Raw genomic sequence first — 24322 nt, forward strand, 5'->3', positions numbered from 1 at the left:
GCACGTCACCCGGAGCCTTCCGGCTCTCGCTTCTCCCGGTGCACCGCTCCCGTTGTCACTGCCGTCCTGTTTCATGGGACGCATGGAGCACACGAGCAACGCGGATCTACGGGCGGCGGCCGACACGGTCCTCGCCCGTCTCGTCGGGGACGTCTCGGGAGGTGCCCGGCTGCGCGAGGACCAGTGGCGGGCGATCGAGGCGCTGGTCGCCGACAGACGACGTGCCCTGGTCGTCCAGCGCACGGGATGGGGCAAGTCCGCGGTCTACTTCGTGGCGACCTCGCTCCTGCGGGCGCGGGGCAGCGGCCCGACGGTGATCGTCTCCCCACTGCTCGCCCTCATGCGGAACCAGGTCGAGGCGGCGGCCCGAGCCGGCATCCACGCCCGGACCATCAACTCCTCGAACACCGAGGAGTGGGAGGCCGTCCAGGCCGAGATCGCCGCGGGAGAGGTGGACGTCCTGCTGGTCAGTCCGGAGCGGCTCAACAACCCGGACTTCCGGGATCAGGTGCTGCCCCGGCTCGCGGCCGCCACCGGGCTCCTGGTGGTGGACGAGGCCCACTGCATCTCCGACTGGGGCCACGACTTCCGGCCGGACTACCGCCGGCTGCGCACCATGCTCGCCGACCTCCCGCCCGGTGTGCCGGTGCTCGCGACCACGGCCACGGCCAACGCGCGCGTGACGGCCGATGTCGCGGAGCAGCTCGGCACGGGCGGCAGCTCGGACGCCCTCGTGCTGCGGGGCCCACTGGACCGCGACAGCCTGAGTCTGAGCGTGCTGCGGCTGCCGGACGCCGCGCATCGGATGGCCTGGCTCGCCGAGCACCTCGACGAACTGCCGGGCTCAGGGATCATCTACACACTCACCGTGGCCGCCGCCGAGGAGGTCACCGCCTTCCTCCGGCAGCGCGGGCACACGGTCTCCTCGTACACGGGCAAGACGGAGAACGCCGATCGCCAGCAGGCCGAGGAGGACCTGCTCGCCAACAAGGTGAAGGCGCTGGTCGCCACCTCTGCGCTTGGCATGGGCTTCGACAAGCCCGACCTGGGCTTCGTGGTGCACCTCGGCTCGCCCTCCTCCCCCATCGCCTACTACCAGCAGGTCGGCCGCGCGGGACGCGGTGTGGAGCACGCCGAGGTGCTCCTGCTCCCGGGGAAGGAGGACGAGGCGATCTGGAAGTACTTCGCGTCGCTCGCCTTCCCCTCGGAAGACCTGGTGCGCCGCACGCTCGATCTCCTCGCGCACGCGGAGAAGCCCTTGTCGCTGCCCGCCCTGGAACCCTTGGTGGAACTGCGCAGGTCCCGGCTGGAGACCATGCTCAAGGTCCTCGACGTGGACGGCGCGGTCAAGCGGGTCAAGGGCGGTTGGATCTCCACCGGACAGCCTTGGACGTACGACGCCGAGCGGTACGCGTGGGTGGCGCGTCAGCGGGAGACCGAGCAGCAAGCCATGCGCGCGTACGCGTCGACGGCGGACTGCCGCATGGAGTTCCTGCAGCGCCAGCTCGACGACGAGGCCGCCAAGCCGTGCGGTCGCTGCGACAACTGCACGGGCCCGCGCTTCGTGGCGGAAACGTCAGAGGAGGCACTCGACGCCGCGCGCGTGGACCTGGGCCGGGCGGGAGTCGAGGTGGAGCCCCGCCGTATGTGGCCCACGGGGCTGCCGGCGATCGGGGTGGACCTCAAGGGCCGTATCCCGGCCGGCGAACAGGCCACGTCGGGGCGGGCTTTGGGGCGTCTGTCGGACATCGGCTGGGGCAACCGGCTGCGGCCCCTGCTCGCACCCCAGGCCCCCGACGGGCCCGTTCCGGACGACGTGGCGAAGGCCGTGGTGGGCGTGCTGGCCGACTGGGCCAAGGGCCCGGGTGGCTGGGCGGCCGGCGCGTCGGAGGCCCAGCCGCGCCCGGTCGGTGTCGTGACTCTGCCGTCCCGCACCCGCCCCGCGTTGATCCACTCTCTGGGGGCGCGCATCGCTGAAGTGGGTCGGCTCCCGCTGCTGGGTGCCATCGAGTACACCGGCGACGCGTACCCGAGCTCCCGGAGCAACAGCGCCCAGCGGCTGAAGGCACTCGACGGCGCTCTGACCGTGCCGCCCGCTCTCGCCTCCGCCCTGGCCGAGGCCCAGGGCCCGGTCCTCCTCGTGGACGACTACACGGAGACCGGGTGGACCCTCGCGGTCGCGGCCCGCATGCTCCGACGCTCCGGTGCGCAGGGGGTGTTGCCGCTCGTGCTGGCCTTGCAGGGCTGACGACCGAGCCTCCGGTGCAAGGTGTCCACCCCGGAGTACTGGGCACCCGTGACCTGACCACCCGCGCACGCCTCTGGACGCCGCGCACCCTCGTGGCGTACGAACGTGTCGTGCTCGAACGCCCCATGGGTGGCCCGGCGGCGCACTGGGTAGGGATATTAGCCGCGCATCATCTGATAACGGTCGGCGGCCTCAATTGCTCGTTGCCGCATCCAAGTTCGACAGGAAGAATTGAAGTCCGCTCCCGCACGGCGCGCCCGCCGATCCGGTAGGGCTTCGCTGCGGTGCGCGCTCCCAGGAATCCGACCTCGCCCGCAGTGTGGGCGCGTAGCCGAAGGGAGGACCGTGACCTTCGGATTCGCTCCGGCCTCGGCAGCGGCGTCGTCGTCCGCCGCTTCCGCCAACCGCTTGCTCGAACCCGCGGAATGGGCCGCCGCCGGGATCCCACTGTTGCGCGACCCCCGTGAGGTCGTCAGCGGACTGCATGCCCGGCACCACCCGCAGCCGGCGACGGCTGTCGTCGCCGTGCTCGACCAGGACGAGCGGCTGCGGGCGAGCGCCTCGTTCGTACGCCGCCCGGCCCCGGCCGACGGCTGGATGTTCCGCAACGTGCTGCTCGCACAGCTGCGCCGGGTCATCCCGCACGATCTGCGGCGCCGCACTCCGGTGCGGACCGCGGTGCTGCTCTACTGCCGTGAGGGCGACGCGCGTTGGACGGAGGAGGACGGCGCGTGGATGTGGGGTCTGCGCGACGCGTGCACCCTGCACGGGCTGCGCTGCGGGGCGTACATCACGCTGACGCGTGACGGCTGGCAGGTCCTCGGCGAAGGCCGGGGCGGACGCCGCCCTCACTCGGCCTCGGCACCGGAGCCGTTCGCCACGTCCGAGGCGGCGCCACCGCTGCCGCGCACCGGTGGCGCCGCCTCGGAGGTCCTGCGCCGCGCGGCGGCGGCCCGCTGAAGCCCACTGGCCAGACCATCCCGCACGGGTGTTGTGCCGTGCCCTCAAGGCACGGCAATACGAGCCCGCGTGACGACCCGCGCAGGGCCGCAGGACGCCTTCGCCAACCGGACAAGGCCCCTACGCAGCAACGGCGTTCAGTTCTCCGGGCATGCAGAAACGCCCACCGTGCGGAGCCGCCGTAGCGGCGCCTGAGGCCCTCCTCAGCGTCCGGCCGGACGCTGAGGAACGGCTCAGACGCCCGCGCCCAGCACCGAGTTGATCTGCTGCGGGTCACCGCAGACGATCAGCAGGGTGTTGGCCCGGGAGTGGGCCAGGGCCAGGGCGCTCGCGGCTACGGCCTCGGAACCGCCGTTGACGGCGACCACGACCACCGGACGCGACGCGGCGCGGGCCGCGATGGTGGCGTCCGTGTAGAAGACGTCGTCACTGGCGTCGTGCTGGGCCCAGTAGGAGGTCTCGCCGAAGGACAGCTCGTGGGTGGCCCACGGGTGCTGTTCGCCGGTCGTGATCACCAGGACGTCGCTGGGGGCGCGACCGGAGTCCAGCAGCAGGTCCACGGCCTCCTCGGCCGCGTCGAGCGCGCCCTGTGCGGAAGCCGGGATCAGCTGGATCTGCGGGGCGGCCGGAGCGGCGGCACCGGCGGCGGGCCCGGACGGGCCGGGCTTGGCGGCTGCGTCACGCGGCGCACGTTGCACGGGCGGCGCGGGCCGGAGAGGGCCTGGACGACCGGGACGCGACGGGGCCGCGGGACGGGGGCCGGGTACGGGACGGGGGGTCGGCGCGGTGCGGCCGCTGGCCGGAGTGGCGCGGGGACCCTGGGCACTCTCGTGAATCTGAGGCTCCTCGGGAATGAGAGGCATGAGTTGATATTTATCAAACGCTGGTACGGCCCGCGTCGGCGGGTGGCGCATGAGTGCGAACGAAACCGTCAGAAATCGAAGCCGAGCTGACCCTCGATTTCCGGAACACTTCCGTCCGCCCAGCTGCGGACCTTCTTGAGGTGCCGCCACTGGGGCAGCGCATCAAGATACGCCCATGACAACCGGTGGTAGGGGGTGGGGCCCCGCTCCGCCAGTGCGGCCTTGTGCACGGGGGATGGATACCCGGCGTTGTCCGCAAAACCGAAGTCTGCATGGTCGATACCCAGTTCGGCCATCATTTTGTCGCGCTGAACCTTGGCGATCACCGAGGCCGCGGCCACCGCCACGCAGGACTGGTCGCCCTTGATCACCGTACGGACCCGCCAAGGCGCACCGAGATAGTCATGCTTGCCATCCAGGATGACCGCGTCCGGGCGGACCGGCAGGCCATCCAGCGCACGCCCCGCAGCGAGGCGCAGCGCGGCCGTCATCCCCAGTTCGTCTATCTCCTCCGGGGAGGCATGACCCAGGGCGTACGACGTCACCCACGTCCGCAGCGTCTCGGCGAGTTGGGTGCGTCGCTTGATGGTGAGCAGCTTCGAGTCCGTGAGACCCTCGGGCGGCCGGCGCAGTCCGGTGATCGCAGCGCAGACGGTGACCGGGCCGGCCCACGCGCCGCGCCCCACCTCGTCGACACCTGCAACGATCTTCGCTCCGGTCGTGGCTCGAAGGGAGCGCTCGACGGTGTGAGTAGGTGGTTCGTACGGCATGGCGCCCCTAGGTTACGCCGCCCGGAAGCGCCCGCGACACCCCGGCCCACCCTGGCGGCGTCACACCCCTCGCGAGCCCCTGTCAGGAGCCGCCCGGCCGCAGCAGCGGAACCATCAACTCGTCGATCATCTCCTCGATTTCATGATCCTGCCATTCGCAGCCGCACATCTTGGAGCGATACATCATCATCGCCGGGATGGCATCGAAGACATAGCCGTTCGCGGCATCGGGACGCACCTCTCCACGCCGCATCCCGCGCTCGATGACCTCTCGCAGCATCTTGATGGTGGGCTCCACGACCCCGTCGAAGATCACGGCATGAAACCGCTCGGCCTGCGTCGTGTCGCATTCGTGAATCACCGAGCGAAGCGCGACGCCAGGACGGGAGAACATCGCGTCCCGGGCTCGCAGACACAGCACCAAGAGATCCTCGCGCACCCCACCCTCGTCGGGCGCCTCGTCGAAATGCGGCAGACCGGCACGCAGAGCGTCGGCGACAAGATCCTCCTTCGACGGCCAGCGTCGGTAGACCGCGGCCTTGCCGGTCTGGGCTCCGGCGGCGACGCCCTCCATCGTCAGGCCGTTCCAGCCGACGGTGCTGAGTTGATCCAAGGCGGCGTCGAGGATCGCGCGCTCGAGCACGGCGCCGCGGCGGCGGGCGGCTGTCTGAGCGGGGGCATCCACCCAGCTCGGGGTAACCATCTGACTCTCTCCAACGACCAGAGAAGCGGGGATTTCGGGGATATGGGGGCGTGCCGGACGGCGGCAGAGGGGGACATGCCGAACAACAACGCCGCGAGTGAACGCTTGCGTTCACTGTCGGGGACTCACTACCGTTGACGCGGCAGTGAACGCGAGCGTTCACTAACGCACTCGTGGGGGACCCATAGTGACAACCTCTCCATTGCTCCAGGACCAGAAGCCAGGTGCGGCCCGCCGGGAAGGACACCCCGGCATCGCACTCACCGTCATCGCGGCCTGCCAACTCATGGTGGTACTCGACGCGACGATTGTGAACATCGCGCTCCCGCACATTCAAGACGCGCTCAAGTTCAGCACCACCGACCTCACCTGGGTCGTCAGCTCTTACACACTCACCTTCGGCGGTCTGCTGCTCCTCGGCGGCCGCGCCGGTGACATCCTCGGCCGCCGCCGGGTCTTCATGACCGGCATCCTGCTGTTCACCCTCGCCTCGCTGCTCGGCGGGCTCGCCCAGGAGCCCTGGCAGTTGCTCGCCGCACGGGTCCTGCAGGGCGTGGGGGGCGCCATCGCGTCGCCCACCTCGCTGGCACTCATCACCACCACGTTCCCCGAGGGCCCGGAGCGCAACCGGGCCTTCGGAGTCTTCGCCGCCGTGTCCGCCGGCGGTGGCGCCATCGGCCTCCTCGCCGGCGGCATGCTCACCGAGTGGCTCGACTGGCGCTGGGTGCTCTTCGTGAACGTGCCGATCGGAGTGCTGATCGCCGTACTCACACCGCTCTACATCAGCGAGTCCGACCGGCACACCGGCCGGTTCGACATCGCGGGTGCGGTGACCTCGACCACGGGCATGGCGTCCCTCGTCTACGGCTTCATCCGGGCGGCTGACGAGGGGTGGCGGGACAGCCTCACCATCGGGTCCTTCGGCGCCGCGGTGGTCCTGCTCCTGGCCTTCGGGATCATCGAGTCCCGGGCCAAGGAACCGATCACCCCGCTGCGGATGTTCGCCGACCGCAACCGCTCGGGCACCTACGTCATCATGCTGAGCCTGGCCGCGGCGATGTTCGGCATGTTCTTCTACATCGTGCTGTTCGTGCAGAACGTGCTCGGCTACAGCCCGATCGAAGCGGGGCTCGCCTTCCTGCCCGTGACGGTCGTGATCGCGCTCGGCGCGGGTCTCTCGCAGCGGTTCCTGCCCGTGCTGGGCCCCAAGCCGTTCATGATCGCCGGCTCGACGCTCGCGATGATCGGACTGGCCTGGCAGGCGCTCATCAGCTCCGACAGTTCCTACGCGAGCGGGGTCCTCGGTCCGATGCTGGTGTTCGGCTTCGGCATGGGGCTGAACTTCGTGACGCTCACGCTCACCGCCGTCTCCGGTGTCGCCCCGCACGAGGCGGGCGCCGCGTCCGGGCTGCTCAACACGACGCAGCAGGTGGGCGGATCGCTGGGCCTGGCCATCCTGACGACGGTCTTCGGCACGGCGACCCGGGACGAGGCGGAGAAGCAGCTTCCGCAGTTCATGGCCGAGGGCTCCGCGGAGCAGAAGGCGGAGTTCGCCCGTACACAGCAACTGCCCGCCCCGTGGGGGCACGAGGTGTTGGCGCAGGGCATCTCGACGGCCTTCATCCCGGCGGCGGCGATGGCCGCCCTCGCCCTGGTCACGGCCTGGCTGGTGATCCGGGTCCGCAAGAGCGACCTGGAGGCACTCGCCGGGTCGGCCGGACCGGGACTCGGCTGACACGACAGCACCACGAGCCGGCCTCGGCGGCTCGCCGACAGGCGTGCGACATGCCTGGCGGCGGCTGTCGGGCCGGTTGGGGACCCGGTTACTCCCTGGACGGCACACAAGAGCGCCCCACCAGTGGATCAGAACCGCGAGCAGGACTGCCATGTTCACCCCCCATCGCTCCACTCCGGTGCCTGCGCGCCCTGCTGGCTCGCACAGCGGATGTCACGACAACGAGCGGCCGATTACGGAGAGTTCCCGGGGTGTACGGAGAGTTTCCGAAGAGACGCAAGAGGCATTACCGCTAGACCGACGCGGGCACCCACTCCGGAAGCGGTTCCGTCCGCTCCACCCACTCGGCGGGCGGTGCCCCTGCCTTGCCCGCGGCGATCACGCCGCCGACGATGGCGCAGGTGGTGTCGACATCCCCGCCGACCTGCGCGGTCGTCCAGAACGCCTGCTCGTAGTCACCGAGGCTCCTCGCCGCCGACCAGAGGGCGAAAGGCACGGTGTCGTGGGCGGTCGTGCGTCGGCCGCACCCCAGTACCGCCGCCACCGTGGCCGGGTCGCCGTAGTCGAGCATGTCCCGGGCCCGGCGCAGCCCCGCGCCCACGGCACTCTTCGGCACCAGGTCGATGACCCCGTCGAGGAGGGCCTCGGCGCCGGGCGGCCCGTCGGGGTCGGCCGCGAAGGCGGCGGCCGCGGCGACGGCCATCGCGCCGACGACCGCCTCACGGTGCTGGTGGGTGGTGTAGGCCGAGATCTCCGCCTGGTGGGTCGCCTGCTCCGGGTCACCCGCGTACCAGGCGCCCAGCGGGGCGATCCGCATCGCGGCGCCGTTGCCCCAGGACCCCTGGCCGTTGAAGAGCGCGGCGGCGAGTTCGCGCCAGTCCCCGCCCTCCCGGACGAGTCGCAGCAGGCGGTTGACCGCGGGGCCGTAGCCGCGGTCGAAGTCGTGGTGCTCGGCGAAGGAACGGGCCAGGGCGTCCTGGTCGACGCGGTGGTGGGCGGCCAGGACGGCGACGACGGAACCGGCCATCTCCGTGTCGTCGGTCCACTGCCAGGGCCCGGACGGCACCTCGCGGCGCTTCAGCAGGGGGTAGTTCACCGGCACGAAGTACTGGGAACCCAGGGCGTCACCGACGGACAGTCCGCGCAGGCTGGCCAGGGCGCGGTCCAGGCGCCCTTCGGGGGAGGAGTCAGCGGTCATCGCCCTGCCACTCTATCCGGTGATCCCGTAGGGTTCGGGATCTCGCCAGCGGTCGAACGGCCGGTCAAGCGTGTACTTGCCGTCCTCCCCCAGAACGAGCATCCGCACCTCGCCGTTCCCCGGGTTCGCCAGCGACTCGAACTCCGCGACCGTCCAGTGGAACCACCGCATGCAGAACAGCCGCATGGCCAGACCGTGGGTCACGATGAGGACGTTCGGCGGGTGGTCGGGGTCCTCGAAGCTGCGGAACAGGCTCTCCAGGAAGCCGCCGACCCGGTCGTAGACATCGGCGCCGGACTCGCCCTGGGCGAAACGGTAGAAGAAGTGGCCGTACGCGTCCCGGTAGGCCTTCTGGAGACGGACCTCGTCCCGGTCCTGCCAGTTGCCCCAGTCCTGCTCGCGCAGCCGGGGCTCCTCGCGTACGCGTATGAGGTCGGGGTCGAGATGGAAGGAGCGCAGCGTCTCGTGCGTACGGCGGTAAGGGGAGACGTACACACTGACGCGCTCACCGCCGAACCGTTCACGCAGCCGCTCGCCCGTCGCCTCCGCCTGTCGCCGGCCCTTCTCGGTCAGCGACAGGGCGTGGTCGGGTACACGCTCGTACACGGAGTCATCAACATTGCCCGTTGACTCGCCGTGCCGGACAAGGACGATGCGCCGTGGTCGTGCCATGCCAAGACCCTAGATCGGGTGAGCGCTTGCGCAGCACTCATACCCCACCCATACAGCGTAGGTCACACAGATCCTGCACCACGGGTCCCACAGGTCGCGCCCATCGCCACCCGGAACCAATCCATCCAGACTGTTCTGAATCGGACCGTTCCCGAGTCAGACGGTCCAGCTCGACTCCATACCCACGATGTCCCCGGTGAGCGCCGCCACGTCCGCCTCTGTCTGGGCCCTCAGGGCGAGCCGCTCCACACGCTCGGTGCGGTACTTGCCGTGCTCGGCGTCCGAGCGCCACATCGACAGCACCAGGAACTCGTGCCCGGGCGCCTCGCCGAACAGCCCGCGCACCATGCCGGGAGAGCCGGCCATCGCCGGGTTCCAGACCTTCTCCTGCATGAGCACGAAATGCTCGGCCCGCTCCTCGTGGACACGGCAGAGCGCCACCCGCAGCAGGTCGGCGTCCGTGAAGCGCGGTTCGAAGCCGGTCTTCACGTCGAAGCGGTAGTCGAAGAGCCTGACCTGAGCGTCCTTGAAGGTGCCCGACTGGGCCGTCGCCAGCCGGTCGTGGGACCGCGCCATGAAGGAGTCGTAGAAGGCACGGCTCTCCCAGAACGCGAATATGTGTGCCACATCCGGCCGCCCCCGGCTCCATCCACCCCCCTGCCCGCGAAACCCCGGCTCCCCCAGAAGCCCCGCCCACTTCCGCTGCCCCCGCTCGAAACCGCGGCGGTCCACCACGGTGCAGCGAATCCACTTGACCAGCACCGCGCCATGGTAAGGCCACGGAGCGTGGCGTCGGTCACTCTCGGCCGGACCGCTCCTCCACGCGCGCACCCGCACGCGTGGCAGGATGGACAAACAGTCGTAAGCGCCCGGCAGTTGGGGCGAGCAGGCGGGTCGGTACGGGGAAGGGGACTCTGGTGGACGGGCTCAACAAGGGACTGAGCAAGATCGAGATCGCGATGAGGTGGGATCCCAGTCCGGCGGGGCAGCCGTCCACCGATCTGGACCTCGTCGCGGCGACGTACCTGGCGGACGACCCGTACGGCGATCCCGCCTATGTGGTGCACTTCGACAGCCGCTCCCCCGACGGCACCATCTACCTCAACCGGGACAGCAAGGACGGCCAGGGCTTCGGCTACGACGAGGTCATGATGCTGGAACTCAACCGCCTCGACGACCGTTACGCGCGCGTGGTGGTCGGTGTCGTCATCCAGCAGCGCCCGGCGGAGCGCACCTTCGTCAGCGTGGTCAACCCCGGCCTGCGGATCCGCGAGGGGTACACGGTCCTCACGGAGGACGACTTCGGCGGTGTCCTGGGGGCGACGGCCGCGACGGTCGCGGAGTTCGCCCGGGAGGGCTCCGGCCCGTGGACCTTCCACTCCGGCATCCGTGGTTTCGAGGGCGACCCCGTGACCTTCACCAGGACGATGGGCGCGGCACGCCAGGCGTGAGCGCCATGCGCGACATCCGCAGCCTGTGACGACAAGAGGGGCACCGCCCGAAGGCGGTGCCCCTCTGTCATCGGCTCATGCCCTCGGCGTCAGCTGCAGCCGCTGGTCGAGCCGCAGCCCTCGCAGATGTAGCACGAACCGGCGCGCTGCATCTTCGTGCCGCAGGAGAAGCACAGCGGGGCGTCGGCCTGGATGCCCAGCTGCATCTCCACCAGTTCGGCGCTGGTGTGGGCCTGCTGCGGGGCCGGCTGGGCCGCCGATTCGTTCGCCGGCGGGGTGACGGCCTTCAGCTCCTGGGCGCGCGGCGCCGACTGGGCCAGGCCCTCGACGTCGACCTCGTCCTCGTTCGGCTCGTACGAACCCGTTTCGAGGTGACGCTGGCGCTCATCGGCGGAGTGGATGCCGAGCGCGGAGCGCGTCTCGAAGGGCAGGAAGTCCAGCGCCAGGCGGCGGAAGATGTAGTCGACGATCGACTGCGCCATCCGCACGTCCGGGTCGTCCGTCATGCCGGCCGGCTCGAAGCGCATGTTCGTGAACTTCGAGACGTACGTCTCCAGGGGGACGCCGTACTGGAGGCCGACGGAGACCGCGATGGAGAAGGCGTCCATCATGCCCGCGAGGGTCGAGCCCTGCTTGGACATCTTGAGGAAGACCTCGCCGAGACCGTCGTCCGGGTAGGAGTTGGCGGTCATGTAGCCCTCGGCACCGCCGACGGTGAAGGACGTGGTGATGCCGGGACGTCCCTTCGGGAGGCGCTTGCGGACGGGGCGGTACTCGACCACCTTCTCGACCTTGGCCTCGACGGCTGCGGGCTCCTCGGCCTTCTCCTCCTCCTTCTTCTTGGCGGAGAGCGGCTGACCGACCTTGCAGTTGTCGCGGTAGATCGCGAGCGCCTTGACGCCCAGCTTCCAGGCCTCGAAGTAGATCTCCTCGACCTCCTCGACGGTCGCCGACTCCGGCATGTTGACCGTCTTGGAGATGGCGCCGGAGATCCACGGCTGGATCGCGGCCATCATGCGGACGTGGCCCATCGCGGAGATGGACCGGTCGCCCATGGCGCAGTCGAACACCTCGTAGTGCTCGGGCTTGAGGCTCGGGGCGTCGATCACGTTGCCGTAGTCGGCGATGTGGGCGACGATCGCCTCGATCTGCTCTTCCAGGTAGCCGAGGCGGCGCAGGGCCTGCGGCACGGTGCCGTTGACGATCTGCATCGAGCCGCCGCCGACCAGCTTCTTGAACTTGACCAGCGCGAGGTCCGGCTCGACACCGGTGGTGTCGCAGGACATCGCGAGGCCGATGGTGCCGGTCGGGGCGAGCACCGACGCCTGGGAGTTACGGAAACCGTTCTTCTCACCGAGACGGACCACGTCCTGCCAGGCCTCGCTGGCGGCGGCCCACACCGGGGTGTCCAGGTCGTCCATGCGGACGGCCGTGTCGTTGGCGTCCGAGTGCTGCTTCATGACGCGCTTGTGGGCGTCGGCGTTGCGGGCGTAGCCGTCGTACGGTCCGACGACCGCGGCGAGTTCGGCGGAGCGCCGGTACGCCGTGCCGGTCATCAGCGAGGTGATGGAGCCGGCGAGGGAACGGCCGCCGTCGGAGTCGTAGGCGTGGCCGGTCGCCATCAGCAGGGCGCCGAGGTTGGCGTAGCCGATGCCGAGCTGGCGGAACGCGCGCGTGTTGTCGCCGATCTTCTGGGTCGGGAAGTCGGCGAAGCAGATCGAGATGTCCATCGCGGTGATGACCAGCTCGACGACCTTCTGGAAGCGCTCGGCCTCGAAGGACTGGTTGCCCTTGCCGTCGTCCTCGAGGAACTTCATCAGGTTCAGCGAGGCCAGGTTGCAGGACGTGTTGTCCAGGTGCATGTACTCGCTGCACGGGTTCGACGCGGTGATCCGGCCGGACTCGGGGCAGGTGTGCCAGTTGTTGATGGTGCCGTCGTACTGGATGCCGGGGTCGGCGCAGGCCCACGCGGCCTCGGCGATCTTGCGGAAGAGCGCCTTGGCGTCGACCTCCTCGATGACCTCGCCGGTCATCCGGCCGCGCAGCCCGAACTGGCCGCCCTGCTCGACCGCGGTCATGAACTCGTCGTTCACGCGGACCGAGTTGTTGGCGTTCTGGTACTGGACGGACGCGATGTCGTCGCCGCCCAGGTCCATGTCGAAGCCCGCGTCCCGCAGGATGCGGATCTTCTCCTCTTCCTTGACCTTGGTCTCGATGAAGTCCTCGATGTCCGGGTGGTCCACGTCGAGGACGACCATCTTGGCCGCACGGCGGGTGGCGCCACCGGACTTGATCGTTCCTGCGGAGGCGTCGGCGCCGCGCATGAAGGAGACCGGGCCGGAGGCGTTGCCACCGGAGGACAGGAGCTCCTTGGAGGAGCGGATCCGGGAGAGGTTCAGGCCGGCGCCGGAGCCGCCCTTGAAGATCATGCCCTCTTCCTTGTACCAGTCGAGGATCGACTCCATGGAGTCGTCGACGGCCAGGATGAAGCAGGCGGAGACCTGCTGGGGCTGCTTGGTGCCGACGTTGAACCAGACAGGGCTGTTGAAGCTGAAGATCTGGTGCAGGAGGGCGTACGCCAGCTCGTGCTCGAAGATCTCGGCGTCAGCGGGAGAGGCGAAGTACTTGTGGTCCTCTCCGGCCTTCCGGTACGTCTTCACGATGCGGTCGATCAGCTGCTTGAGGCTGGTCTCGCGCTGCGGGGTGCCGACGGCACCGCGGAAGTACTTGCTGGTGACGATGTTGACCGCGTTCACCGACCAGAACTCGGGGAACTCGACGCCGCGCTGCTCGAAGTTGACCGAGCCGTCGCGCCAGTTGGTCATGACGACGTCACGGCTCTCCCACGCCACCTCGTCATAGGGGTGGACCCCAGGGGTGGTGTGGATGCGCTCGATACGCAGGCCCTTGTTCGCCTTGGTGCCCTTGGCGCGGGAACTCCGTGCCGGACCGCTCGCCGTCTCTGTCATGCCGCCTCCCTGTACGGGCGAAAACGCCCTGAAGTGCCCCGTTGTTCCCGTGGCACGGTGTTCTGTCTGGTGTTGCGGGCATCCACTCGCGTCGCCCGCAACAGGTCTTCACATCGCCGCCGCCCGGCCGGGCCCGGAGCTGCCGTCCGGATCCGGCCCGCCGGTCAGTCGGCGGTGGCCGCGGGCTCGGGGACCTTCGTCGTCCCTCCGGGCCCGCGATCGTCTTCCTGGCTCCCCGCACCCGTGTCCTCGCGGTCGCCGTCGTCCGCGTCGGGGCGTCCCGTCTCTTCCCTCAGTTCCGCGATGGCCGCCTCGAAGTCCTCGAGCGAGTCGAACGCCCGATAGACGGAGGCGAATCGCAGATAGGCGACGAGATCGAGCTCCTGCAACGGGCCGAGAATGGCCAGCCCCACGTCGTGGGTGGTCAGCTCGGCGCTTCCGGTGGCCCGCACCGCCTCCTCGACCCGCTGGCCGAGTTGGGCGAGCGCGTCCTCGGTGACGGGCCGCCCCTGGCACGCCTTGCGCACACCATTGATCACCTTGGTGCGGCTGAAGGGTTCGGTGACTCCGGACCGCTTGACCACCATGAGCGAGCACGTCTCCACGGTCGTGAAACGACGGGAGCAGTCAGGGCACTGGCGGCGCCTGCGGATCGACGTGCCGTCGTCGGTCGTACGACTGTCGACGACACGGCTGTCGGGGTGCCTGCAGAAGGGGCAGTGCATGAACTCCCAACCCTCCTCACAGCAGACTCAATGGCCTCGCCGGGCATCTCGCGCCCCACGAAGCAGTCCCAAGCATAGGCGATGACCATGGGCACTGAGACCCGGGGGACCACAACTTGTGGGCTGCTGCTGCAATCCAACCACTAGATGTGGGGATTGGCTCATACATCCACGCCGTCCACGCGTGTCGCACGCGTAGCCGCAGGTGAGGCGCGACCGGCCGAGCCACACCGGCCTCGGCCGCACACCGCGGCCCCGTTGTTCGCGCGCGAACGGACGCACCACTCGCCCACGACCGCTTCCGTCCACGCACGGCCGTATCGCCGCGGCGCATGCGGAGATACCGTGGGCGCCGCGAGGAGGGGGCGTGGGACTCCCGCACAGATGGCCGCCGGTCCCAGGGCAGGGGAATGCCGGATGGCAGACTGGGGCAACAGTCCACGAGGCGATCACCCCGGCGGTGAAGAGTACAGCAATGGACCTTTTTGCCCGCCAGGAAACGCGGCAGCCAATACACCCGGACACATGATCGCGTCAGTCGATTCGCGATTTTTCACTCGAACGTGTGTTTGGCGCAACCTTTCGAAACCAACTACCGTTGTCCAGCAGGGAGACCATCGAGAGGGGCCGACGTGACCACCACCGCAGACAGTGCCACCATCACTGCCCAGGACCGCTCCCAGGGCCGACTCGAGCCGGTGCACGCGATGAACGAAGTTACGAACCCGGAGGGGCACAAGCGCTCCTTGCCGGGACGACCTCCCGGCATCCGGGCTGACAGCTCCGGACTCACCGACCGCCAGCGCCGCGTGATCGAGGTCATCAGGGACTCAGTGCAGCGGCGCGGCTACCCGCCGTCGATGCGGGAGATCGGTCAGGCCGTCGGCCTTTCCAGCACCTCCTCCGTCGCACACCAGCTGATGGCACTGGAGCGCAAGGGCTTCCTGCGCCGCGACCCGCACCGTCCGCGCGCCTACGAGGTGCGCGGCTCGGACCAGGCCGCGTCCGTGCAGCCCACGGACACCGCGGGCAAGCCGGCCGCGTCCTACGTCCCGCTGGTCGGCCGTATCGCCGCCGGTGGCCCGATTCTCGCCGAGGAGTCCGTCGAGGACGTCTTCCCTCTCCCCCGCCAGCTCGTCGGCGACGGTGAGCTGTTCGTGCTGAAGGTCGTCGGCGATTCGATGATCGAGGCCGCGATCTGCGACGGCGACTGGGTCACGGTCCGCCGCCAGCCGGTCGCGGAGAACGGCGACATCGTGGCCGCGATGCTCGACGGAGAGGCCACCGTCAAGCGCTTCAAGCGCGAGGACGGCCATGTCTGGCTCCTGCCGCACAACGCGGCCTACGAGCCGATCCCCGGCGACGACGCGACCATCCTCGGCAAGGTGGTGGCCGTACTGCGCCGCGTCTGACGCCACGCACCGCGTCGGGTGGGCCCAGCGGGCCCACCTTCAGACCGGGCCCCGGGACCCCTGCGCCGGTTCCGGGGCCCTGTGCTGTCCGGGGCCGGTACCCGCGGGTCAGCCTCAGGCTCGACCCTCAGTGGTGGGGTCGGGTGCTGGAGGGGGCCGGTCCGCAGGCACGGACAGCCCCCGCGACTCATCCGGCTTCCGTCTGCTGCGCCGCCGCGTCGATCGCCGCCAGCGACTTCCGCACCTGATTACGGTCGGCCGTGAACCAGAAGTCGGGCATGGACGCCTTCAGATAGCCGCCGTACCGGGCCGTCGCGAGCCGCTGGTCCAGCACGGCGACCACACCGCGGTCGCCTGACGCCCGTACGAGACGGCCGGCGCCCTGGGCCATGAGGAGCGCGGCGTGGGTGGCGGCGACCGCCATGAAACCGTTGCCACCCGCTTCCTCCACGGCCTTCTGACGGGCGCTCATCAAGGGGTCGTCGGGACGCGGGAACGGGATCTTGTCCATCACGACCAGCTGACAGCTGGGCCCGGGTACGTCCACGCCCTGCCACAGCGACAGCGTGCCGAACAGGCAGGTCTTCGGGTCGGCCGCGAAGTTCTTGATGAGCTCGCCGAGCGTCTCCTCACCCTGGAGGAGGATCGGGAACTCCGGGATCCGGGAGCGCAGTTCCTCAGCGGCCAGTTGGGCTCCCCGCATGGAGGAGAACAGGCCGAGGGTGCGGCCGCCCGCCGCCTGGATCAGCTCCGTGAGCTCGTCGAGCATGTCGGCGCGATCGCCGTCCCGCGCGGGGCGCGCCAGGTGTTTGGCGACGTACAGGATGCCCTGCTTGCGGTAGTCGAAGGGCGAGCCGACGTCGATGCCCTTCCACTTGGGGAGGTCGTCGCCCTCGGTGCCCTCGGGGGCTAGGCCGAGGGAGGCACCGACGCCGTTGAAGTCGCCGCCCAGCTTCAGCGTCGCGGACGTCAGGATCACGGAGCGGTCCGCGAAGAGCTTCTCCCGCAGGAGACCCGAGACGGACATGGGGGCGACGCGCAGGGAGGCTCCGAAACGGTCGTGGCGCTCGTACCAGACCACGTCCCATTCGGAGCCGTTCGTGATCCGCTCCGCCACGTCGTGCACGTTCTCCACGGAAGCCAGGGCCTGCTTGCGGATCGCGTCCTCGTCCTGGACGGACTTGTCGCGGGTCGCGCCGATCGCGGAGATGACGGTGCGGCACGCGTCGCGCAGGGCCATGAGCGCGTAGCCGAGGTCCTCGGGGATTTCCTCGAGCCGGCCCGGCAGCGCCAGCTCCATCAGCCGCTCGAACCCCTCGGAGGCCGTCTGGAGCTGGTCCGCCGCCTTCTCGTTGACGAGCTTCGCGGCGCGGCGCACCGCGCGGCTGACCTGGCCGGGGGTGAGCTCCCCTGTCGCGACTCCGGTGACCCGGGAGACCAGCTCATGGGCCTCGTCGACGATCAGCACCTCGTGCTGCGGAAGGACCGGGGCGCCCTCGATGGCGTCGATGGCAAGCAGCGCGTGGTTGGTGACGACGACGTCGGAGAGTTTGGCCCGCTCGCGGGCCATCTCGGCGAAGCACTCCGCTCCGTAGGCGCACTTCGAGGCACCCAGGCACTCCCTCGACGACACCGACACCTGGGCCCAGGCCCGGTCCGAGATACCGGGCGTGAGGTTGTCACGGTCCCCGGTCTCGGTCTCGTCGGCCCAGTCCCGCACCCGCAGCAGGTCCTGACCCAGCTTGCTGGTGGGAGCGGCCGCCTCGAACTGGTCGAAGAGGCCCTCTTCCTCGTCCTGTGGGACGCCCTCGTGCAGCCGGTGCAGGCACAGGTAGTTCGACCGGCCCTTGAGCATCGCGAACTCCGGGCGGCGGCGCAGCAGGGGGTGCAGCGACTCGACCGTTCTCGGCAGGTCGCGCTCCGCCAGCTGGCGCTGCAGGGCCAGGGTGGCGGTCGCGACGACCACGCGCTCCCCGTGCGCGAGCGCGGGCACCAGGTAGCCCAGCGACTTGCCGGTGCCGGTGCCGGCCTGGACCAGCAGGTGGGAGCCGTCGTCGATCGCTTCCGCGACGGATTCGGCCATGGTCACCTGACCGGGGCGCTCCGTACCGCCGACGGCAGTGACGGCGGCATGCAGGAGTTCGGGGAGCGAGGGCTTCGTCATAGCGCGACCACCCTACGACCCGGCACTGACAATCGGGCGATCAAGGCGGGGGCGGGGGACGGGATCAAGACCTTGGGCTCCTCGACGGGGTGGGTGCTCGTGGGAACTACGGCGTCACGCACCGCGTTCAATGAGTGATGGCGCGGTGACACAGCGCTACAACAGATGCCGGAGAGACCGGTCTCGGACCATGAGGGCGGCCCGCTTCGCGGGCAGGTCGACCTCGGCGGAGAACCGGAAGCCTGCGGTCAGAAAAGCGGCGATGGAGGGGGTGTTGCGAATGTCGGGTTCCGCGATGACGCGTGCGCAGGAGGAACGCTGCGCGAGAGCGAGATCGGCTACGGCTCGCAGCAGCAGACCGCCCAGACCACGCCCCCGGTCGGCGACGGCACCGAAGAGGAGGTGGAGTCCCGTGTCATGAGGCCGGGCGGGGTAGTGGAGGGCCAACGGGTCGAGGTCCGCCCGGTAGATCTCCCAGTAGCTCATCGGCGTTCCGTCCAGCACTCCGATGCAGGGCACGCTGCGTCCGTCGCAGGCGAGCTGGGCCCGTAGGTGCTCCTCGGTCACGTCCTGCGGTCCGGCCAGCTCCCAGAACCCCGCGGCAGGGTCGTTCATCCAGCCACTGATGAGCGGAAGGTCACGGTCGACGCGCACGGGGTCGAGATGGAAGACGCCTGCGGATGTATGGGCTGGGCCCCAGTCGGCGACGTGGTCTAGGAGGTCGGCCTCAGCCGGGAGGAGCGAGGTGTCGCGGGTCATGGTGAGGGAGACGGAGAGCTGAGCCGTGCCCCGCGCGTCCCGCTCACCGGCATACGCACCGGGGGTCGCGCGGTGTGCGTCGCAGCCGGCGTCAGAGCCGAGGCCGGCCGTGACGGGAACAGCGGTACCGGGATCGGTGGTGGGGTCGGCGAAGGGCACCGAATGCTCCTCTCAGCAAGGGGGGTGGGGCACGTCCTCAGGAATGAAGGAGGTCGGTTGTGATCAGAGACGCTCGGGGTGGTCAGGAGTGCAGGGGGTTGGCGATGGTGACGTAGACGGACTGGGTGTCGACCGGGCCGACGAGTTCGTCGAGGCCGTGCAGCCGGGTCAGCAGGTTGGCTTTGCAGCGCAGCACCGGTGAGTCGAGCAGGCGGGCGGGCAGCGGTGTGCGCAGCCGACCCGGGCCGGCTGCGACGCTTCCGAGGAAACGGCGGAAGGCGGCGAGCAGCAGCCGCTCATCGGCCAGTCCCTGGGAGCCGAACGCGCCGATGAGGCCGAGGACGTTGTTGACGGCCAGGTAGTACGCGAAGCGCTCGTCGGCGACCTCGTCACGGACGAACGTGTCGCTCCGCTCTCCGATACCGGGCAGCCGGGCATCGAGCTCCGCGCGCCGGGACTCGCGGAAGTAGTAGCCCTGGTTGTCTCGGTAGCGGCCGCCCGCGGGCCAGCCCTCGGCGTCCAGCAGAAGCAGGGTGTTCTGCTGGTGCGCTTCCAGAGCGATACCGGCCTCGGAGTCGAGCCACAGGACGGGGCGCACTACGTGCTGGAGGTAGCGCAGGAACCACTCGGCGGCCACGGCTCCCTGCGGTCGGCCGGTCCGGCGGGCGAGACGCGTGACGACCTCGGCAAGCCTGGACCGAAGTACTGGGCGATGGTCCTCCGGGCGGTCCGGACTGGTCCCGGGCCGGGTCGGCGAACCCGGGCGTGGCGAGACGAGTCCGGCCACGCAGGAAACGTCGTCGGAGGAGGTGAACGGGTTGTGGCGGATCACCACGTCCAGCCCGGGCAACGGGGCACCGTCGGGATCGTCGACAGCCAGCCAGGCCGGGTCGCGCACGATGTCGAAGCCCGGGTGCGCGGCATGCCACTGCTGCGCGAGTCCGCTGCGGAGCAGGCGGTGGACCTCGACGCCCCGGTGGAGTTCCTTGCGGAGGTTCTCGCGGCGGGAGTTGGTGATGCGCAGGCCGAGCGACAGCTTGAGCATCGCGGGGGCATCGGAGCGGTAGACGGTTCGAACGGAGGAGGTGGGCTGCCAGGGGGTGCCATGAGTGCCGAGGTCGCGGAGCAGTCCTGCGTCCAGCAGGGCAGCCGTCTCAGGTCGGTGCCGGACCTCGCACGCTTGCCAGGGGTGCAGGGGCAGCAGGGCGTATCCGTCCGGCAGAGACAGTCCGGTCCCGGCCAGGCGTGTGGTGAGCCGGGCGGCGGGGACGGGGCGACCGCGTTCGGTCCACGCGGAGTCGGTGGCGAGGAGGGAGGGAGCGACAGCCAGCCAGTGCAGAGGGAAGGAGCCGCGCAGCTCGGGTGAGTAGAGCCGGGCTTCGGTATCGGAGAGGCCCTCGCGGCTCTTCGGGGACGGATGCCAGGGGTGTCCGAGGAGGAGTGCCTGCTCTGCGGCGAGGAAGAGACCAGGGCCGTCGGCCGGATGGTTCCGGCGATCGCTGAGGAAGGCGGCGACACGGCGGAGGGAGTCGGCGACACCGGCGACCAGCTCGATGCCGCCGGGGCCTTCGCCGGCAGCGGCAACAGCACGGGCACCGGCACCGGCACCAACGCTGGAGGCGGGTCCGCCGGTGAGGCCGGAGCCCAAGGCGGGGCCGATGCCGGGGTCGACGCAGAGGCCGATGCCAGGGTTGACGCCGGAGCCGGGCCCGGGCCCGGGGCCAATGCCAGGGCCGGGGCTCATGTCGGCGCTTCCCGCGAACGTCTCTCTGGTGAGCAGGGCTGCGACCGTGACGGCGTCGGCCGGCGGGGCGTGGTCGGGGGCGTGGGCCAGTTGTGGCAGGCCGAAGCGGTGCCAGCCGGTCGGGGACCAGTAGCGGACCGGGGCGAGAAGGGCCGTGCCGCTGGCGGGAAGGGGGATGCGGAGGATCCCGTCGGCGGGGGCGGGCTGGTCGGTCTCGCGCACCCAGCAGCGCAGCAGGTTCTCCACGGCGGCTGCCTGGGCGGCGATGTGCGGGTCCGGATGGTCCAGGAGGTCGGTGGCAGGTCCGGCGTTCCGCCCCTCGGCGGACGGTGCCTCGGGCCTCTGCGCAGGGACCGCCGACTCCACGGACGCGCCCGACAGCCGGGCATGGACGGAACCTTCTGCCCGCATCGTGGCATGTTCGTCGGAGTCGGGGATGGCGTTCAACACGGGCACCTCGTGGGGGGGCAGGGGCGTGGGGTCGGGGGTGCGAGCCGAGGGGTTCCACTCAGCTCACTGGTGAGAGCCAGAAGGCTCACGGCGTAGACGGCGCCGCTGCCGCGCCCCCAGGGCATCGAGCGGCTGCTCGGACGGCATCGGCCAAGCGGTCCAGGACCGCGGCGGCCTGTTCGTCGGTGATCGTTAGCGGTGGCAGCAGTCGTACGACGCTCGCGTGACGGCCGCCGAGTCCGACGATGAGGCCGCGTCGCAGGCACTCCCGCTGGACCGCGGCGGCCAGTTCGGGGGCGGCGGGGAGGGGACGACGTGCTCGGTCCGGCACCACCGACGCGCCCGAAACGGAAACGGCGGATGCCTCCACGGCGTCGTCCCGGCGGCGTCCGCCAGTCCCCCCGCCGATCCAGTCACCACCTACCACTCCACCGGGACCCCGGCCGAATCCCCCAAACCCTCCGACTCCCCCAACTTCCCCAGCTGCACCGGCCGCACCGGCTGCACCTGCGTCCTCGGCCGCCTCCCCCTCGGGATTCACAAACTCCACCCCGATCATCAGCCCCCTCCCCCGCACATCCCCCACGCAGGGAAAGTCCGCTGCCAGGCCGCGGAGTTGGTGCAGCATGCGCGCGCCGAGAGTCGCCGCGCGCTCGGCGAGGTGGTTCTCCCGGACGTGGGCGAGGGTCGCCGTGCCGGCGGCCATGGCGAGCTGGTTGCCGCGGAAGGTGCCGGTGGGGGCGCCGGATTCGCCGATGTCAAGATCGTCGCGGTGGACGACGACGGCCAGCGGCAGGCTGCCTCCGATGGCCTTGGAGAGGACCATCACGTCGGGGGTCACTCCGCTGTGTTCCACCGCCCAGAAGGCGCCGGTCCGCCCGACGCCCGTCTGGGTCTCGTCGACGATCAGGGGGACGGAGCGTTCAGCCGTGAGCTGCCGCATGCGCCGGAGCCAGACGTCCGTTGCGGGGATCACCCCGCCCTCGCCCTGGACGGGCTCGACGATCATCCCGGCGGGGAGTGGCACGCCCGACCCGGGGTCGTCGAGCACGGACTCGGTCCAGCGGGCGGCGAGGTCGGCCCCGGCCTCGCCGCCGACGCCGAACGGGCAGCGGTAGTCCTGCGGATAGGGCAGGCGGATGGCCCGTACGACGGTGGGCGCGTCGGGCGGCCCGGCGGGCTTTGCGTGGCAGGCGGCGGTGAACGTGATGAGGCCGGTACGCCCGGTCGCCGCGCGGACGAGTTCGCAGGCGGTTTCCACGGCGTCGCTGCCGGCCGGTCCGCAGAAGCGCACTCGGGCCCGGTCGGCGAGTCCTGGGGGCAGGGTGTGGAACAACTCGGTGATGAAGGCGTCCTTGACGGGGGTGGCCAGGTCGAGGACGTTCAGGGGCGCGCCGGAGTCGAGGACCCTGCGGATGGCCTCCAGGACGACGGGGTGGTTGTGTCCGAGCGCGAGATCGCCGGCGCCCGAGAGGCAGTCGAGGTAGCGGCGGCCGTCCGCGCCCTCGATGGTCAGCCCTCGCGCCCGCACCGGGACGATCGGCAGGGCCCGAGCATAGGTCCGGGCCGCGGACTCGCGCGCGGACTGGCGGCGGAGGATCCCCTCCTGCGCGACGCGCGTTCCCGGTGCCGTGGTGTCGTCGACCGCACCAACGGGGAGGGTTCTCACCGGCGTACGCCCCACAGCGGCCTCCTCTGACGCACATCCCCCACGGGTGGATTCCGCCACGACTTCCCCGACCTCCCACTGCGCACGGGCACGGAGGACCGCACACAGACAGCAGACCCCCCACCGCTACCAACCCCCGACCGCTCACCGGGTTACGGGTTGCTTCAAGATCCTTTCCGTGACGGAACTGTTGCGGTTCCGTCGGGCCGCCCCCACAGCCACCGCATAGTGTGTGGTGCCGTTCCCGGGTGCCGGGCGGCCGGCCCGAACTCCCCGTGAGTTCGGCGGACACCGCGCCCGAGGAGCCGGTTCGTCCAAGTTCGTTCACATCAGGGGGAGTCAGATCATGCGATCCATACGGCCGTCGTCCACCACCAGCCGAAGGGGGTGGACGCGCCGCAGGAACTCCCCCGTGCTGGCCGCCGCCCTCGTCTCTGCGCTCGTGCTGACCGCCACCGCCTGCGAGTCTGGCGACGCCGCGGCGGGCGGTGAGGCCTCCGCGTCCGCAGCCGCCTCCGCCTCCGCCTCCGACGACGGCAAGCTCAAGATCCCGGACGACATCAGGGACCGGCTCCGCGAGCACGGGATCGACGTCGACAAGTGGAAGAACGGCGCCTGGAAGAACTGGGACCGGGACGACTGGCTGCGCGAGGCCAACGAGTACATCAACCCGATCATCGAAGGCCTCTGGGACCCCGACCGTATGCGGGAGGCCGAGGAGCCCGACCAGGGCGTGGACGACAGCGACCTCTCCGGTGACCAGGGCGTCACCGACCCCACGCCCGAGCCCGTCGAGGCGCAGGCCGTGCCGCCGTCCTACCACGCCAACGTCCCCACGGCCGGGAAGGTGTTCTTCGACTCCCCCAAGGGATCGGCCGTCTGCTCGGCGACGGTGGTGAAGGACCCCGCCCACCCGGGCAAGTCCAACCTGGTGTGGACGGCGGGCCACTGCGTGCACGCGGGCAAGAAGGGCGGCTGGTACCGCAACATCGCGTTCGTGCCGTCGTACAACGACGACGGCAAGCCGGTCGCGGAGCTGGAGAACGCCACCCGGGAGGACGTCGCTCCCTACGGTGTCTGGTGGGGCGACTGGGCGCAGACCTCGGGCCAATGGATCGAGCAGGGCGGTTCGACGGGCGGGGACGGCGCTCCGTACGACTTCGCGGTGATCCATGTGACGCCGGAGAAGGGCAGCGGCGGCAAGTCGCTGGAGGAGATGGTCGGTTCGGCGCTGCCGGTCGACTTCAAGGCTCCCGCCGTACCGAAGACGAAGAGCGTCACGGCGATCGGCTACCCGGCCGCGCCGCCGTTCGACGGGCAGAAGCTGTTCCGGTGCCAGGACCGGCCGGGCCGGCTGTCGATCGCGGCGTCGGATCCGACGATGTACCGCATCGGCTGCACCATGACCGGCGGTTCGTCGGGCGGCGGCTGGGTCGCGCCGGGGCCGGACGGCAAGCCGGCGCTGGTGTCGAACACCTCCATCGGCCCGGTGACGTCGGGCTGGCTGGCCGGACCGCGCCTGGGCGCAGAGGCCAAGGGCGTGTACGACTCGGTGAGCGAGAAGTTCGCGGGCCGCTGACGGCAGGCCGATCAGCGCGGTGGTGGGGCCGGGGATCACGGAAACCTTCACCGGCCCACCGCCGTTCGCACCCAACTCCCCGGGCATAGTGG

At 70.3% G+C, this 24322-nt stretch carries 18 protein-coding genes; 6 read left to right on the forward strand and 12 right to left on the reverse strand.

The genetic code is table 11. The features are described 5' to 3' along the window. Nucleotides 1-82: 82 nt before the first annotated feature. Nucleotides 83-2248, forward strand: a complete 2166-nt coding sequence (locus NNW99_RS08665) for a RecQ family ATP-dependent DNA helicase (protein ID WP_215118124.1) — start codon at nucleotides 83-85, stop codon at nucleotides 2246-2248. 345 nt (nucleotides 2249-2593) lie between these two features. Next, a complete protein-coding gene (locus NNW99_RS08670) occupies nucleotides 2594-3208 on the forward strand; it encodes a hypothetical protein (RefSeq protein ID WP_215118125.1) in 615 nt (204 codons plus the stop codon). Between the two features lie 233 nt (nucleotides 3209-3441). Here NNW99_RS08670 and NNW99_RS08675 read toward each other — a convergent pair whose 3' ends face one another. The 3 genes from NNW99_RS08675 to NNW99_RS08685 all read right to left on the reverse strand — a co-directional run bounded on the left by NNW99_RS08675 (nucleotide 3442) and on the right by NNW99_RS08685 (nucleotide 5544). After that, nucleotides 3442-4071 (reverse strand): hypothetical protein, encoded by a 630-nt coding sequence (locus NNW99_RS08675; protein WP_215118126.1) that lies wholly within the window; start codon nucleotides 4069-4071, stop codon nucleotides 3442-3444. A gap of 68 nt (nucleotides 4072-4139) precedes the next feature. Beyond that, nucleotides 4140-4841, reverse strand: coding sequence for a ribonuclease HII (locus NNW99_RS08680; protein WP_215118127.1), 702 nt, complete (start codon nucleotides 4839-4841; stop codon nucleotides 4140-4142). An 82-nt stretch (nucleotides 4842-4923) separates the two neighbouring features. Next, nucleotides 4924-5544, reverse strand: coding sequence for a TetR/AcrR family transcriptional regulator (locus tag NNW99_RS08685; RefSeq protein WP_215118128.1), 621 nt, complete (start codon nucleotides 5542-5544; stop codon nucleotides 4924-4926). 187 nt (nucleotides 5545-5731) lie between these two features. Between NNW99_RS08685 and NNW99_RS08690 the strand changes: the two genes are divergently transcribed. Further along, complete coding sequence (locus NNW99_RS08690; RefSeq protein ID WP_215118129.1) at nucleotides 5732-7279, forward strand: MFS transporter; 1548 nt, start codon at nucleotides 5732-5734, stop codon at nucleotides 7277-7279. Between the two features lie 292 nt (nucleotides 7280-7571). On the opposite strand, the gene NNW99_RS08695 is transcribed toward NNW99_RS08690, so the two are convergent. From NNW99_RS08695 to NNW99_RS08705, 3 genes are all read right to left on the reverse strand, one after another. Next, nucleotides 7572-8477 (reverse strand): ADP-ribosylglycohydrolase family protein, encoded by a 906-nt coding sequence (locus NNW99_RS08695; protein WP_215118130.1) that lies wholly within the window; start codon nucleotides 8475-8477, stop codon nucleotides 7572-7574. 12 nt (nucleotides 8478-8489) lie between these two features. Beyond that, nucleotides 8490-9149 (reverse strand): histidine phosphatase family protein, encoded by a 660-nt coding sequence (locus NNW99_RS08700; protein WP_215118131.1) that lies wholly within the window; start codon nucleotides 9147-9149, stop codon nucleotides 8490-8492. Between the two features lie 156 nt (nucleotides 9150-9305). Further along, nucleotides 9306-9911, reverse strand: a complete 606-nt coding sequence (locus NNW99_RS08705) for a YdbC family protein (RefSeq protein ID WP_215118132.1) — start codon at nucleotides 9909-9911, stop codon at nucleotides 9306-9308. A 155-nt stretch (nucleotides 9912-10066) separates the two neighbouring features. On the opposite strand from NNW99_RS08705, the gene NNW99_RS08710 reads away from it, so the two are divergent. Beyond that, the gene (locus tag NNW99_RS08710; protein ID WP_215118133.1) at nucleotides 10067-10600 is read left to right on the forward strand and encodes a TerD family protein; all 534 of its coding nucleotides are present in this window, start codon (nucleotides 10067-10069) and stop codon (nucleotides 10598-10600) included. An 89-nt stretch (nucleotides 10601-10689) separates the two neighbouring features. Here the strand turns inward: NNW99_RS08710 and NNW99_RS08715 are convergent, their stop codons facing one another. Both NNW99_RS08715 and nrdR read right to left on the reverse strand, forming a co-directional pair. After that, nucleotides 10690-13569, reverse strand: a complete 2880-nt coding sequence (locus NNW99_RS08715) for a vitamin B12-dependent ribonucleotide reductase (protein WP_215118134.1) — start codon at nucleotides 13567-13569, stop codon at nucleotides 10690-10692. Nucleotides 13570-13733: 164 nt separating this feature from the next. Beyond that, entirely contained in the window at nucleotides 13734-14294 is a 561-nt protein-coding gene (nrdR, locus tag NNW99_RS08720; RefSeq protein WP_215118135.1) for a transcriptional regulator NrdR, read from the reverse strand. 632 nt (nucleotides 14295-14926) lie between these two features. Between nrdR and lexA the strand changes: the two genes are divergently transcribed. Further along, complete coding sequence (gene lexA, locus NNW99_RS08725; RefSeq protein WP_215118136.1) at nucleotides 14927-15706, forward strand: transcriptional repressor LexA; 780 nt, start codon at nucleotides 14927-14929, stop codon at nucleotides 15704-15706. A 187-nt stretch (nucleotides 15707-15893) separates the two neighbouring features. On the opposite strand, the gene NNW99_RS08730 is transcribed toward lexA, so the two are convergent. The 4 genes from NNW99_RS08730 to NNW99_RS08745 form a co-directional block, all read right to left on the reverse strand. Beyond that, the gene (locus NNW99_RS08730) at nucleotides 15894-17870 is read right to left on the reverse strand and encodes an ATP-dependent DNA helicase (protein ID WP_215118137.1); all 1977 of its coding nucleotides are present in this window, start codon (nucleotides 17868-17870) and stop codon (nucleotides 15894-15896) included. Between the two features lie 156 nt (nucleotides 17871-18026). Next, nucleotides 18027-18788 carry a GNAT family N-acetyltransferase gene (locus NNW99_RS08735; protein WP_215118138.1) on the reverse strand — a complete coding sequence of 254 codons (762 nt, stop codon included), beginning with the start codon at nucleotides 18786-18788 and terminating at the stop codon, nucleotides 18027-18029. A gap of 82 nt (nucleotides 18789-18870) precedes the next feature. After that, entirely contained in the window at nucleotides 18871-20943 is a 2073-nt protein-coding gene (locus NNW99_RS08740; protein WP_215118139.1) for an IucA/IucC family siderophore biosynthesis protein, read from the reverse strand. 124 nt (nucleotides 20944-21067) lie between these two features. Next, nucleotides 21068-22651, reverse strand: a complete 1584-nt coding sequence (locus NNW99_RS08745; protein WP_370869195.1) for an aminotransferase class III-fold pyridoxal phosphate-dependent enzyme — start codon at nucleotides 22649-22651, stop codon at nucleotides 21068-21070. Between the two features lie 346 nt (nucleotides 22652-22997). Between NNW99_RS08745 and NNW99_RS08750 the strand changes: the two genes are divergently transcribed. Continuing rightward, on the forward strand, nucleotides 22998-24230 hold the full coding sequence (locus NNW99_RS08750; RefSeq protein WP_215118140.1) for a serine protease: 1233 nt from the start codon (nucleotides 22998-23000) through the stop codon (nucleotides 24228-24230). The last annotated feature ends 92 nt before the right edge of the window (nucleotides 24231-24322 follow it).

The sequence above is a fragment of the Streptomyces sp. CRCS-T-1 genome, from assembly GCF_024442335.1.
Lineage (GTDB): Bacteria > Actinomycetota > Actinomycetes > Streptomycetales > Streptomycetaceae > Streptomyces > Streptomyces koelreuteriae.